This is a genomic window from Escherichia sp. 93.0816 (assembly GCF_013368855.2).
Classification (GTDB): Bacteria; Pseudomonadota; Gammaproteobacteria; order Enterobacterales; family Enterobacteriaceae; genus Escherichia; species Escherichia ruysiae.
This window is the reverse complement of record NZ_JABWNC020000005.1, coordinates 245,186-258,451: the sequence shown is the minus strand read 5'-3', so window position 1 is coordinate 258,451 and position 13,266 is coordinate 245,186. Positions and strand designations below refer to the sequence as shown.

10 protein-coding genes and 1 pseudogene are annotated in these 13,266 nt (G+C 49.0%); 6 read left to right on the top strand and 5 right to left on the bottom strand.

Translation table 11 applies throughout. The features are described 5' to 3' along the window. The 4 genes and pseudogenes from HEM79_RS08910 to HEM79_RS08895 all read right to left on the bottom strand — a co-directional run. Window positions 1–673: pseudogene (locus HEM79_RS08910) on the bottom strand (autotransporter domain-containing protein); the annotation flags it as partial. 405 nt (window positions 674–1,078) lie between these two features. Next, window positions 1,079–1,402, bottom strand: coding sequence for a YdbL family protein (locus HEM79_RS08905; protein ID WP_176241038.1), 324 nt, complete (start codon window positions 1,400–1,402; stop codon window positions 1,079–1,081). A 7-nt stretch (window positions 1,403–1,409) separates the two neighbouring features. Beyond that, the gene (locus tag HEM79_RS08900) at window positions 1,410–1,595 is read right to left on the bottom strand and encodes a YnbE family lipoprotein (RefSeq protein WP_000706311.1); all 186 of its coding nucleotides are present in this window, start codon (window positions 1,593–1,595) and stop codon (window positions 1,410–1,412) included. Continuing rightward, window positions 1,592–4,231: a YdbH family protein gene (locus HEM79_RS08895; protein WP_176241037.1), complete on the bottom strand. Its 2,640-nt coding sequence runs from the start codon at window positions 4,229–4,231 to the stop codon at window positions 1,592–1,594. Before HEM79_RS08895 ends, HEM79_RS08900 begins: the two co-directional genes overlap by 4 nt. 207 nt (window positions 4,232–4,438) lie before the next feature. On the opposite strand from HEM79_RS08895, the gene ldhA reads away from it, so the two are divergent. Next, entirely contained in the window at window positions 4,439–5,428 is a 990-nt protein-coding gene (gene ldhA, locus HEM79_RS08890) for a D-lactate dehydrogenase (protein ID WP_000762228.1), read from the top strand. A 156-nt stretch (window positions 5,429–5,584) separates the two neighbouring features. Continuing rightward, complete coding sequence (gene hslJ, locus HEM79_RS08885) at window positions 5,585–6,007, top strand: heat shock protein HslJ (RefSeq protein ID WP_010349010.1); 423 nt, start codon at window positions 5,585–5,587, stop codon at window positions 6,005–6,007. On the opposite strand, the gene HEM79_RS08880 is transcribed toward hslJ, so the two are convergent. Then, on the bottom strand, window positions 6,004–6,270 hold the full coding sequence (locus tag HEM79_RS08880; RefSeq protein WP_001203005.1) for a putative hemolysin: 267 nt from the start codon (window positions 6,268–6,270) through the stop codon (window positions 6,004–6,006). The genes hslJ and HEM79_RS08880 overlap by 4 nt on opposite strands. A gap of 273 nt (window positions 6,271–6,543) precedes the next feature. On the opposite strand from HEM79_RS08880, the gene nifJ reads away from it, so the two are divergent. The 4 genes from nifJ to ttcA all read left to right on the top strand — a co-directional run bounded on the left by nifJ (window position 6,544) and on the right by ttcA (window position 13,255). After that, entirely contained in the window at window positions 6,544–10,068 is a 3,525-nt protein-coding gene (gene nifJ, locus HEM79_RS08875) for a pyruvate:ferredoxin (flavodoxin) oxidoreductase (protein ID WP_176241036.1), read from the top strand. 366 nt (window positions 10,069–10,434) lie between these two features. After that, the gene (gene ompN / locus HEM79_RS08870) at window positions 10,435–11,568 is read left to right on the top strand and encodes a porin OmpN (protein WP_000836967.1); all 1,134 of its coding nucleotides are present in this window, start codon (window positions 10,435–10,437) and stop codon (window positions 11,566–11,568) included. A gap of 140 nt (window positions 11,569–11,708) precedes the next feature. Further along, the gene (uspF, locus tag HEM79_RS08865) at window positions 11,709–12,143 is read left to right on the top strand and encodes a universal stress protein UspF (RefSeq protein ID WP_001082294.1); all 435 of its coding nucleotides are present in this window, start codon (window positions 11,709–11,711) and stop codon (window positions 12,141–12,143) included. Window positions 12,144–12,319: 176 nt separating this feature from the next. Further along, on the top strand, window positions 12,320–13,255 hold the full coding sequence (gene ttcA / locus HEM79_RS08860) for a tRNA 2-thiocytidine(32) synthetase TtcA (protein WP_000081414.1): 936 nt from the start codon (window positions 12,320–12,322) through the stop codon (window positions 13,253–13,255). Window positions 13,256–13,266 lie beyond the last annotated feature (11 nt).

Below are 13,266 nucleotides of genomic sequence, written 5' to 3'. Positions count from 1 at the left end.
CATCTGGCGGTACTGGCGTATCTCCACCATCGTCCGGTGGTACTGGCGTATCTCCACCATCATCCGGCGGTACTGGCGTGTCGCCGCCATCGTCCGGCGGTACTGGCGTGTCTCCGCCATCATCCGGTGGTACTGGTGTGTCTCCACCATCGTCCGGCGGTACTGGCGTATCTCCACCATCATCTGGCGGTACTGGCGTATCTCCGCCATCGTCCGGCGGTACTGGCGTATCTCCGCCATCATCTGGCGGTACTGGCGTATCTCCACCATCGTCCGGTGGTACTGGCGTATCTCCGCCATCGTCCGGCGGTACTGGCGTATCTCCACCATCATCCGGCGGTACTGGCGTATTACCGCCATCATCCGGCACCGGAGACTGATCGTCGTGATGGTGATTATTATCATCGTGTAGGGCATAGACCGCGACACCTGTTACTATCGCCGCCAGACCAGCGGCAGCCCAGGGTAAAACGGTACTGTCTTTAAGATCTCTACATTCTGCCGGTAAATTCTCAAGCTGTTCTTTATTTAATGTGTGAATATTTGCCGGACAGGATATTTTGCTGGATTTCCGTGTTTCGTCTGTTGACTCGGTTGTGGTGGTATCCGCAGCCCATGTCTGGCTACTTAACGCCATAGCAACACAGACAGACAACAATTTTTTCCTTTGCATATATAACTCCTTAAAAATAGTTCTTGCATAACAAACTACACAAGACTTAAAGACAGAAAGAACTAAATGCTTGCAACGAAGCATTTAATAAACAAAAATTATTTTATTCATACGGCGAATACTAAGGCAAAGCAGTTCAGAAATAACAACGAAGCAGTGTTAAATTATATTCCGCGAGAAAATCATTTTAAATAAATAATTAAAAACCGGAGAGAAAAAGACATTAATAATTCATTCACATAGAAAATAAATTATTAAATTACATCTATTTTGATGATAAGTTGTAATTATTTACAGACATAACAAAAGGATATATAAGGAATGTTGATAACAATGAGTCACACTCTAATAATGCCCAGTATTATAAAATAATGCCAATATAGATATTTTGTTTCTAATAGTAATTTATTTTCGCAGCCATTTACCATTAATCCCCTGTACATATTCACCCGGCTTCGCGCGAGCGACAAGTTTTTGCCCTGCCAGTTTCGCTATCTCATCTGTGGATACATTATTCTGCTTTGCCAGTTGCTGGTAACTACGATTACGAGCTTCATTAATATCTCTTACCAATGCCTGTGTTTCGGCATCCGTTTCCAGCGCCACCAGGTAACCGTTAAGCGTTTCACCGACTCGCCCCTGACTTCTGGCTTCATTCAGGGTCAATGCCATCGCACTGCTGCTCATCAGGCCAATAATCCACACTATTACGAGTAATGTTCTTTTCATCATTACCTCAAAAAAGATCGCTACGGGTTTTAAGCAGGTCTTCAACATCTTTGTCCGCTTTGATGATGATCTCATGCTCAATTTTAACGTTCATATTAATGGTGATTGGCTCCTTCGGCGCAGCCACCTCTATGCGCGGAGTGCAACCAACCAACATAAAAGAGGACGCGAGCGCGGCTATCACTATTTTCATTGTTTTTCCTCACATTCTTTTCCTGACGGGCAGTCGTTTTCCGGGATACGGGCATTCTGTTCCAGCCACGCCTGGAGATTATCGCCAAAACGTAAACTGCGCCATAACGTAAAAATATTCTCTTCGTGACTGTAATTAAGATTCACAGTGCCTGTTTTGCCATCAACCCGACTATTACCGCTGATCGTTGCCTGCATGGTTAATACACCGAGATTATCTAAATTAATTTTTGTCGATGAACGGCTAATTTCCATATAGCGCAACCAGTTGATAGCGGTTCCGGCGGTCATATTGTCTTTTGCTACTGCATCCGCCGTGTCTTTATCCAGACGTAAAGTCATGGGGCCTGAGTTTGCCAGCCAACCATCTTTTACAATCCATTTTTCATTATTCAGCCATAATGGCAAGGCACCACTAAATGCCCCTGACATAGCGAATTGTTTCGGGTTGACGGCGCTAACCAGTTCACTGGATGAGAGATTATTCAGGCGCAATAGCGCCGGATCGTGCTGCGGCATACGTAATTGTTTCATCAGCACGTTACCGCCTAAAACATCAACACTCACATTGGTCAGTAGCAAGGGTTCGTCTTCGGTCCACGGATAACGTCCCTGAAGATCGGCAGTGATATTTTTTGCCGTCACAAGGTTAACCACTTCAGCAATACGTAATGATACAGGTCGCCGCGTCCCCAGGTGCCACGCACCGTCGCCAAAACGGAACGGTAGTACAAAGTCGACGCCGTTGACCTGGTTATCAGGCATCCAGGCACTGCCACCTTTTAATACGCCATGCCCCCCCGCACGGAAGCCTTGATCAGGCGCAGCGGAAAAGGCTACCTGAGCATATAGCTCGCCATCGCGTAGGTTCATCTTCCAGTCAGGTGGCACCAGCGGCTGAAATACAGTGAGTGATTGTTTAGGCCACCAGGCGTTACCGCGCAGACGAATACCGTCCCAGCGACCATTTACCCGTACCGGACCAATCTCGCCAGCATGTAAATCTCCTTTGAAGAGGAAATAAGTTGGTTCGCGCCCTTCAACACTAAATTTTAAGGTTGATGGCGGTAACACGCTGCCCCCCGTGAAAAGCGTTTGCCCTGCATCCAGCGAAAGCGCACCACTAAAAGACGGATTCTGAGTGTCGCGTACCCAGACAACGGGTTTATCAAGAATTAAGCGCGGCGTTTCCACCGTCATCGTGCCATATTGCAACTGGTCGAAACCGGTCGAAAGATCGGTAAGCGTAATCGTGCTGTCATGCCACTCACCTTTTCCTGCAACATCCCAGGTGGCATTCATCGGGGTAAAACTGCCTTTTCCCCAGTAACGCCACTGCCAGCGTCCTGCATCAGGGAGAAAATCGTTCGCCTGACCATCCATATGCAGCACAAAGTCACCCAGTTCATTTTCATGCGCCTGCAAAATAGCCTGCAAGCGACCGTCAACACCACGTTGGGTGACTTTTACCCCCGCTAAAGGCCAGCGGATTTCATCGATGTCCAGTGAATCGATGACTCTCCCCTTTGAACGTAATAACGCGCCAGGCTCAAAGGCCAGCGTTGGGTCAGCCAGACTTCCGCTTAGCTGTGCCGGTAAGCGGGCATATAAAATAAGATCCGCCTGTTTCGCTTCACCGGTCAGCTGCAGTGGCATCTGACTGTTATCCATGCTTAATTTTCCTGGGCCAAAATTAAGCACCGCATTGCCCTTACCCGCTTTTCCCTGGGTCAGCACACTCAGCCGACCACTGACTAATGCGTTCTCAAGCCCGGCCTGCCAGTTATCGACTTTGACCCCCAGCCGTCCACTAAGGGGAAAACCTGCATACGGCCAGCTCCAGCGACCATCACTTACCGTCAATTGCTGACGAGTAATTTCCCACGGTAAATCGAGCAACGGATCGCCGTTATCTCGTGTCATCACAATCAATTGCCCGCTATTTTCCTGCCACTCAAGTTCAGCATCCACCAGCGACGGTTCCTGCGGCAAATTCAACGTCGCGGTAGCATGACCACTTACAGGAAGCCCATCCGGCACTAGCGGCAGGGTAAATTCTCCCACCAGTTTTACCGGCGGCTGATTTTCGAACGCGGCAACATCCAGCTCGCTGACTGTCAGTTGTTGCCCTTTAAGCTGGCCTTGAAATTTAACTTTTTCGCCCTGATAACGCAGTTGCTGGATATCAGAAGTTAACGCGAGTGAGAGTTTTCCCTGCCATTCCTGCCAGGGAGAAAAGATCAGTTTATCAATATTGATCCAGGTGTTAGGCAACATGGCTTGCCACTGCGCGAGGGTTTTTGGCGCGGCTGGAGAGGGTTCTTCCTGTGGCAATTTCGCCAGGCAATTAGAGTCAAGTTCTACGGCACCGACATTTAATAACCAGCGGCTGGGATGTGAAAGACTGGCGTTGGTGATATGCGCAAGCTGACAATCTCCCACCAGATAACGGAGATCGGGAATGATTAAACCTTTACGCGTAATGCGTGGGCTTTCATCTAATGCAATACGTGTACCGAGCGGTAGCCAGATGCCCGCCAGCGTGGGCACCCACAATCCGAGCGTCATCAGCAACGTCAACGGCACAAGAATAATCAGTAATAGCAGCGCGAGAACAGCTTTATATTTACCCAACATGGGTAGTTAATATCCTGATTTAGCGAAAAATTAAGCATTCAATACGGGTATTGTGGCATGTTTAACCGTTCAGTTGAAGGTTGCGCCTACACTAAGCATAGTTGTTAATGGATTTTTCAATATGGCTATAGCTTTCAATTATATTTTATATTTTGTAAAATATTTTTAGTAGCTTAAGCGTGATTCAACATCACTGGAGAAAGTCTTATGAAACTCGCCGTATATAGCACAAAACAGTACGACAAGAAGTACCTGCAACAGGTTAACGAGTCCTTTGGCTTTGAGCTGGAATTTTTTGACTTTCTGCTGACGGAAAAAACCGCCAAAACCGCCAATGGCTGCGAAGCGGTATGTATTTTCGTAAACGATGACGGCAGTCGCCCGGTGCTGGAAGAGCTGAAAAAGCACGGCGTTAAATATATCGCCCTGCGCTGTGCCGGTTTCAATAACGTCGATCTTGATGCGGCAAAAGAACTTGGGCTGAAAGTAGTCCGTGTTCCAGCCTACGATCCGGAAGCCGTCGCTGAACACGCTATCGGTATGATGATGACGCTGAACCGCCGTATTCACCGCGCGTATCAGCGTACCCGTGACGCCAACTTTTCTCTGGAAGGTCTGACTGGCTTTACCATGTATGGCAAAACAGCGGGCGTTATCGGCACCGGTAAGATCGGTGTGGCGATGCTGCGCATTCTGAAAGGTTTTGGTATGCGTCTGCTTGCGTTCGATCCGTACCCAAGTGCGGCGGCGCTGGAGCTCGGTGTGGAGTATGTCGATCTGCCGACCCTGTTCTCTGAATCAGACGTTATCTCCCTGCACTGCCCACTAACGCCGGAGAACTACCACCTGCTGAATGAGGCGGCGTTTGATCAGATGAAAAACGGCGTAATGATCGTCAACACCAGTCGTGGCGCATTGATTGATTCCCAGGCGGCAATTGAAGCTCTGAAAAACCAGAAAATTGGCTCGCTGGGGATGGACGTGTATGAAAACGAACGCGATCTGTTCTTTGAAGATAAATCCAACGACGTGATCCAGGATGACGTGTTCCGTCGTCTGTCTGCCTGCCATAACGTGCTGTTTACCGGACACCAGGCATTCCTGACGGCAGAAGCTCTGACCAGTATTTCCCAGACCACGCTGCAAAACTTAAGCAATCTGGAAAAAGGCGAATCCTGCCCGAACGAACTGGTTTAATCTTGCAGCTCCCCTGCAAACCAGGGGAGCTTATTCAGATAATCCCCAAAGATCTTTCATCCACTATTCTTAAAATATGTTTTGTAGGACGGGTAAGGCGCGTCGCGTTGCATTCGGCAGTCAGCACCTGATTTATACCTTAAGTTGAGAACCAAAATGAAGAAAGTAGCCACGCTTGTTGCGTTAAGCCTGCTGATGGCGGGATGTGTAAGTAATGACAAAATTGCTGTGACGCCAGAACAATTACAGCATCACCGCTTTGTGCTGGAAAGTGTCAACGGTCAACCTGTTACCAGCGATAAAAACCCGCCAGAAATCAGCTTTGGTGAAAAGATGATGATTTCTGGCAACATGTGCAACCGCTTTAGCGGCGAGGGTAAACTTTCTGGCGGTGAACTGAAAGTTAAAGGACTGGCAATGACCCGCATGATGTGTGCCAACCCACAGCTTAACGAACTCGATCACACCATCAGCGAAATGCTGAAAGAAGGTGCGCAGGTAGATCTGACCGCCAACCAGTTGACGCTGGCAACCGCGAAACAGACATTAACTTATAAACTGGCAGATTTAATGAATTAATAGCTGCCACAGCTTCCGGCGGCAAGTGACTGTTCGCTACAGCGTTTGCCGTTGGGTAATGCACACATTCCAATAGCCGTTCCGTCAAGTTGACGGGCAACGGATAGCGAACCACCAATCATCGCGCAATTTGCTTCACCGCTACTGGACATGGACGCTTTTAAACCAGGCGCCACATGCGCCGCAGTTGCCTGCTGAACTGGTTCACTACTACACGCCGATAACAATAAAGCGGCACACCCGACCCACAACACTGCTCGCATCTTTACTTCCTCTAATCTTTAAACCAAACGACACCGCCGTAAATAATAGGCAGCACAGACGACTACGTCGAGAACAACTATGTGTGTTGCAACGCATTGTTACTTTTTTATGGCTATTTTTTTGTCCACTGTTTGATCAAAACATTCATTACGCTGATATGGGGGACACAAAAGCGAAAATGCAACAGAAAGCCATTTGCTAAAATTGAGAGATAACTACTGGGCGCGCAGCTTTTTCGTGTGCCCCTCATTTGCGCAATGTAAGGGTGTCGTATGATCACAATTGATGGTAATGGCGCGGTAGCTTCGGTGGCATTTCGCACCAGTGAAGTTATCGCCATCTACCCTATTACCCCAAGTTCCACGATGGCGGAACAGGCCGATGCATGGGCCGGAAACGGCTTGAAAAACGTGTGGGGAGATACGCCCCGCGTGGTTGAAATGCAGTCAGAAGCTGGTGCTATCGCGACTGTGCACGGCGCTTTGCAAACGGGTGCTCTCTCGACATCATTTACATCATCGCAGGGTTTACTGCTGATGATTCCGACGTTGTACAAACTGGCGGGCGAACTGACGCCGTTTGTACTGCATGTAGCAGCGCGTACCGTCGCTACTCATGCGCTCTCTATTTTTGGCGATCATTCAGACGTGATGGCCGTGCGCCAAACCGGTTGCGCCATGTTGTGTGCAGCAAACGTTCAGGAAGCACAGGACTTCGCTCTCATTTCGCATATCGCGACACTAAAAAGCCGTGTGCCGTTTATTCATTTTTTTGATGGTTTCCGCACGTCCCACGAGATCAACAAAATCGTTCCACTGGCTGACGACACGATTCTTGAACTGATGCCGCAGGCAGAAATTGATGCCCACCGCGCTCGCGCGCTGAACCCGGAACATCCGGTGATTCGCGGCACCTCGGCTAACCCGGACACCTACTTCCAGTCACGTGAAGCCACCAACCCGTGGTACAACGCAGTTTACGACCATGTTGAACAGGCGATGAATGATTTCGCCGCCGCTACGGGTCGTCAGTATCAACCTTTTGAATACTACGGGCATCCACAAGCAGAACGGGTGATTATCCTGATGGGATCTGCCATCGGTACTTGTGAAGAAGTGGTTGATGAGTTACTTACCCGTGGCGAAAAAGTCGGGGTGCTGAAAGTTCGACTATACCGCCCGTTCTCCGCCAAACACTTACTGCAAGCATTGCCAGACTCCGTGCGAACTGTCGCGGTACTGGATCGCACCAAAGAGCCGGGCGCCCAGGCAGAACCACTGTATCTGGACGTAATGACCGCGCTGGCGGAAGCCTTTAATAATGGCGAGCGTGAAACACTGCCACGCGTCATTGGCGGGCGCTATGGCTTATCGTCCAAAGAGTTTGGCCCGGATTGTGTGCTGGCAGTATTTGCCGAACTAAACGCAGCCAAACCCAAACCCCGTTTTACCGTCGGTATTTACGATGATGTAACCAATCTGTCGCTACCATTGCCAGAAAATACCCTGCCAAACTCCGCGAAGCTGGAAGCCCTGTTTTATGGTCTGGGCAGTGATGGCAGCGTTTCCGCGACTAAAAACAATATCAAGATTATCGGTAACTCCACGCCGTGGTATGCACAGGGTTATTTTGTTTACGACTCCAAAAAAGCCGGTGGTCTGACAGTTTCTCACCTGCGCGTGAGCGAACATCCAATTCGTTCTGCATATCTGATTCCCCAGGCTGATTTTGTTGGTTGCCACCAGTTGCAGTTTATCGACAAATACCAGATGGCAGAACGTCTGAAACCCGGCGGTATTTTCCTGCTTAACACGCCGTACAGTGCCGACGACGTCTGGTCGCGGTTGCCGCAAGAAGTGCAGGCGGTACTGAATCAGAAAAAAGCACGCTTTTATGTCATTAACGCAGCGAAAATCGCGCGTGAATGTGGACTGGCGGCTCGTATTAACACCGTAATGCAGATGGCTTTTTTCCACCTGACACAAATTCTGCCTGGCGACAGCGCCCTGGCTGAATTGCAGGGCGCGATTGCCAAAAGCTACAGCAGCAAAGGCCAGGATCTGGTGGAGCGCAACTGGCAGGCACTGGCGCTGGCACGAGAATCCGTGGAAGAAGTCCCGTTACAGCCGGTCAATCCACATAGTGCAAATCGTCCGCCGGTGGTTTCCGATGCTGCACCTGATTTCGTTAAAACCGTTACCGCTGCGATGCTCGCCGGACTTGGCGATGCCCTCCCCGTTTCGGCGCTGCCGCCAGACGGCACATGGCCAATGGGAACCACGCGTTGGGAAAAACGCAATATCGCCGAAGAGATCCCCATCTGGAAAGAGGAACTCTGTACCCAATGTAACCACTGCGTCGCTGCTTGCCCACACTCCGCTATTCGCGCAAAAGTGGTGCCACCCGAAGCAATGGAAAACGCCCCTGCCAGCCTGCATTCGCTGGATGTAAAATCGCGCGATATGCGCGGGCAGAAATATGTGTTGCAGGTCGCACCGGAAGATTGCACCGGCTGTAATCTGTGCGTTGAAGTCTGCCCGGCGAAAGACCGTCAGAATCCAGAGATCAAAGCCATCAATATGATGTCGCGTCTGGAACATGTGGAAGAAGAGAAAATCAATTACGATTTCTTCCTGAACTTACCAGAAATCGACCGCAGCAAACTGGAACGTATTGATATTCGGACTTCGCAGTTAATCACACCGCTGTTTGAATATTCTGGTGCTTGTTCCGGTTGTGGCGAAACGCCATATATCAAATTGCTTACTCAGCTCTATGGCGACCGGATGTTAATCGCTAACGCCACTGGCTGTTCGTCAATTTACGGCGGTAACCTGCCATCCACACCGTATACCACTGATGCCAACGGTCGAGGTCCTGCCTGGGCGAATTCACTGTTTGAAGATAACGCCGAATTTGGCCTGGGCTTCCGCCTGACGGTCGATCAGCATCGTGTCCGCGTGCTGCGTCTGCTGGATCAGTTTGCCGATAAAATCCCGGCGGAGTTACTGGCAGCGTTGAAATCAGACGCCACGCCAGACGTTCGTCGCGAACAGGTTGCCACGCTGCGCCAGCATCTCAAAGATGTGAGTGAAGCTCATGAACTGCTACGCGACGCTGATGCGTTGGTGGAAAAATCAATCTGGCTGATTGGTGGCGACGGCTGGGCTTACGATATCGGCTTCGGTGGTCTGGATCATGTATTGAGCCTGACGGAAAACGTCAACATTCTGGTACTGGATACGCAATGCTACTCCAATACCGGCGGTCAGGCGTCTAAAGCAACGCCGCTTGGCGCGGTGACTAAGTTTGGCGAACACGGCAAACGCAAAGCGCGTAAAGATCTCGGCGTCAGTATGATGATGTACGGTCATGTTTATGTGGCGCAGATTTCTCTCGGCGCGCAGTTGAACCAGACGGTAAAAGCGATTCAGGAAGCGGAAGCCTATCCGGGGCCGTCGCTGATCATTGCTTACAGTCCGTGTGAAGAGCATGGTTATGACCTGGCATTGAGCCACGACCAGATGCGCCAACTCACCGCAACCGGCTTCTGGCCGCTGTATCGCTTTGATCCACGTCGTGCCGATGAAGGCAAACTGCCACTGGCGCTGGATTCTCGTCCGCCATCAGAGGCTCTGGAAGAGACATTGCTCCATGAGCAACGTTTCCGCCGTCTGAATTCACAACAGCCAGAAGTGGCGGAACAGTTATGGAAAGATGCCGCAGCCGATCTGCAAAAACGCTATGACTTCCTCGCGCAAATGGCAGGAAAAACGGATAAAAGTGGCACCGAGTAGCGTCGTCGGATAAGGATTATCCGGAACGAAAAAAAAGCCCGAATGAAAGTTCGGGCTTGTCTTTTTATTTGCTGGGAAATAAATGACTATAACAATGACCCAACAACAAATAATATCTGTGACAATAAAGGCATATAACCCACGCAGAATAACGCATCATTTTTTAAAAGTATAATTTTTATTTTGTATGTATAACCATCAAATCATTCACCAAACTAATCATCATTTCCCGGGAATTATTTGATTAAGGTTTTACTTAAGGCGTAACAAATGACATTTATCGGCTAATGGAACTTTTCCTTTAGGATGTTTTCACCTCCCAAACGGGGAGAGAAAGGCAAATAAAATAACTAAAGGATTTTTTCAATGAAAAGCAAAATACTGGCACTCTTAATCCCTGCCCTGCTCGCCGCAGGTGCTGTACATGCAGCAGAAATTTATAATAAAGACGGCAATAAATTAGATCTTTATGGCAAAGTTGATGGCCTGCATTATTTTTCTGATAGTTCAGCAAAAGATGGCGATCAGAGCTATGCACGTCTTGGATTTAAAGGCGAAACACAAATTAACGATCAACTCACTGGCTATGGTCAGTGGGAATACAATATTCAGGCAAACAATACTGAATCCTCAGAAAACCAATCCTGGACTCGTCTGGCATTCGCCGGATTGAAATTTGCAAATTACGGTTCTTTCGATTACGGACGTAATTACGGTGTAATGTACGACGTAGAGGGCTGGACCGATATGCTGCCAGAATTTGGCGGTGACTCCTACACCAATGCAGACAACTTTATGACTGGTCGTGCTAATGGGGTAGCGACATATCGTAATACTGATTTCTTCGACCTGGTTAATGGTCTGAACTTCGCAGTGCAGTATCAGGGTAATAACGAAGGTGCAAACAACGGTCAGGAAGGCACCAACAACGGACGTGATGTTCGTCATGAAAACGGCGACGGCTGGGGGCTTTCCACAACCTACGATTTAGGTATGGGCTTTAGTGCGGGCGCGGCATACACCTCCTCTGACCGCACCAATGACCAGGTTAACCATACTGCGGCGGGTGGCGATAAAGCCGATGCCTGGACTGCCGGGATTAAATATGATGCTAACAACATTTATCTGGCAACCATGTATTCCGAAACGCGTAATATGACACCATTTGGCAACAGCGATTACGCCGTTGCGAACAAGACCCAGAACTTTGAAGTCACTGCCCAATATCAGTTTGACTTTGGTCTGCGTCCGGCAGTGTCTTTCCTGATGTCTAAAGGGCGTGACCTGAACGCTGCTGGTGGTGCTGATAACCCGGCCGGTGTTGACGATAAAGATCTGGTCAAATACGCCGATGTTGGCGCAACATATTATTTCAACAAAAATATGTCTACCTATGTTGACTATAAAATTAACTTGTTGGATGAAGATGACAGCTTCTACGCTGCCAACGGTATCTCTACCGATGATATTGTCGCTTTAGGTCTGGTTTATCAGTTCTAATCCTGCCTGCCCGCCTCTCTGGCGGGCTTTTTCTACTTATTAAATCCTGCTTAATCTAAATTAAAAATGTGAACTCCGTCATTATACAAAAGACCTCATCTGGCGTTACACTTTATGCGGATACTAAAACAGGAGGTTTTATGAACAGAACGATTCTTGTCCCTATCGATATTTCCGATTCAGAATTAACTCAACGCGTGATTAGCCACGTTGAGGCCGAGGCAAAGATTGATGATGCAGAGGTTCATTTCCTGACGGTAATACCTTCGCTGCCCTACTATGCCTCTCTGGGTTTAGCGTATTCCGCAGAATTACCGGCAATGGATGACCTGAAAGCGGAAGCTAAATCGCAACTGGAAGAGATAATTAAAAAATTCAAGCTGCCGACTGACAGAGTGCATGTTCATGTTGAAGAAGGTTCGCCAAAAGACCGCATTCTGGAAATGGCGAAAAAGATCCCTGCTCATATGATCATCATTGCCTCCCATCGACCGGATATCACCACCTACCTGCTCGGCTCTAACGCCGCCGCCGTCGTGCGTCATGCAGAGTGCTCCGTGCTGGTCGTGCGCTAAAAACTAACGCCCGCACGTCGCTGCGGGCTTTTTGATTCATTTCGCAAATGTGCTGACATTTTCCCCTCTAATCCGTACCATACACGCCACAGTTTTTATATCAGATTTCTTATGCTGGACATTCCGGCATGACGCATACTCTTCTGATGCCATATAACGAATTGAGTCGCTTTTAAATGTCGCAAAATCAAGAAATTAGTAAGAAAGAACAATACAACCTGAACAAATTGCAAAAACGTCTGCGTCGTAACGTAGGCGAAGCCATTGCTGACTTCAATATGATTGAAGATGGCGATCGCATTATGGTTTGCCTCTCCGGGGGTAAAGACAGCTATACCATGCTGGAGATTCTGCGTAATTTGCAGCAAAGTGCGCCAATCAGTTTTTCGCTGGTTGCCGTTAACCTCGACCAGAAACAACCTGGCTTCCCGGAACATGTTCTGCCGGAGTATCTCGAAAAACTGGGCGTTGAGTACAAGATTGTTGAAGAGAACACTTACGGTATCGTGAAAGAAAAGATTCCTGAGGGCAAAACTACCTGCTCACTGTGCTCTCGTCTGCGTCGCGGTATCCTTTACCGCACCGCAACGGAACTGGGTGCGACGAAGATCGCGCTGGGTCACCATCGTGACGATATCCTGCAAACGTTGTTCCTGAATATGTTCTACGGCGGCAAGATGAAAGGTATGCCGCCGAAGCTGATGAGCGATGATGGCAAGCACATCGTTATTCGCCCGTTGGCCTACTGCCGCGAAAAAGATATTCAACGCTTTGCCGATGCGAAAGCATTCCCGATTATTCCGTGCAACCTGTGTGGTTCACAGCCTAACCTGCAACGTCAGGTGATTGCCGATATGCTGCGTGACTGGGATAAGCGTTATCCGGGGCGAATTGAGACGATGTTCAGCGCGATGCAGAATGTGGTGCCGTCTCATTTGTGCGATACCAGTCTTTTCGATTTCAAAGGCATTACCCACGGTTCCGAAGTGGTTAACGGCGGTGATCTGGCGTTCGATCGCGAAGAGATCCCACTACAGCCTGCGGGCTGGCAGCCTGAAGAAGATGAGAATCAGCTGGATGAATTACGGCTGAATGTGGTTGAAGTGAAATAACCAGGATAACG

Bases quoted from the DNA above. Each gene is read 5' to 3' on its own strand.
- HEM79_RS08905 (WP_176241038.1), bottom strand. From the start codon at position 1,402: ATGAAAAGAACATTACTCGTAATAGTGTGGATTATTGGCCTGATGAGC.
- HEM79_RS08900 (WP_000706311.1), bottom strand. From the start codon at position 1,595: ATGAAAATAGTGATAGCCGCGCTCGCGTCCTCTTTTATGTTGGTTGGT.
- HEM79_RS08895 (WP_176241037.1), bottom strand. From the start codon at position 4,231: ATGTTGGGTAAATATAAAGCTGTTCTCGCGCTGCTATTACTGATTATT.
- ldhA (WP_000762228.1), top strand. From the start codon at position 4,439: ATGAAACTCGCCGTATATAGCACAAAACAGTACGACAAGAAGTACCTG.
- hslJ (WP_010349010.1), top strand. From the start codon at position 5,585: ATGAAGAAAGTAGCCACGCTTGTTGCGTTAAGCCTGCTGATGGCGGGA.
- HEM79_RS08880 (WP_001203005.1), bottom strand. From the start codon at position 6,270: ATGCGAGCAGTGTTGTGGGTCGGGTGTGCCGCTTTATTGTTATCGGCG.
- nifJ (WP_176241036.1), top strand. From the start codon at position 6,544: ATGATCACAATTGATGGTAATGGCGCGGTAGCTTCGGTGGCATTTCGC.
- ompN (WP_000836967.1), top strand. From the start codon at position 10,435: ATGAAAAGCAAAATACTGGCACTCTTAATCCCTGCCCTGCTCGCCGCA.
- uspF (WP_001082294.1), top strand. From the start codon at position 11,709: ATGAACAGAACGATTCTTGTCCCTATCGATATTTCCGATTCAGAATTA.
- ttcA (WP_000081414.1), top strand. From the start codon at position 12,320: ATGTCGCAAAATCAAGAAATTAGTAAGAAAGAACAATACAACCTGAAC.